At 64.7% G+C, this 207-nt stretch carries 1 pseudogene; it reads left to right on the top strand.

Annotation, left to right across the window (positions count from 1 at the left end):
* Positions 1-207, top strand: a pseudogene (locus tag MO867_RS23460) (bifunctional transcriptional activator/DNA repair enzyme protein Ada); the annotation flags it as partial.

The following is a 207-nucleotide window of genomic DNA, read 5'->3' as shown; positions in this document are numbered from 1 at the left end:
AGGCCCGGCGCCTGCGTGACGCGCTGGATCAGAGCGAAACCATCACCGACGCCTTCAATGCTGCCGGTTACGGCTCCAGCGGTCGGTTTTACGCAGAATCCACTCAGCTACTCGGCATGACACCCAGCAGTTATCGCGCCGGCGGCGACGCGGCCCGAATCCAGTTCGCCGTCGGTGACTGCTCCCTGGGTGCCATTCTGGTGGCTC

It is taken from the genome of Microbulbifer okhotskensis, assembly GCF_023895975.1.
Taxonomy (GTDB): Bacteria; Pseudomonadota; Gammaproteobacteria; order Pseudomonadales; family Cellvibrionaceae; genus Microbulbifer; species Microbulbifer okhotskensis.
Note: the sequence above shows the minus strand (reverse complement) of the source record. Positions and strands in the feature narration are given on the sequence as shown.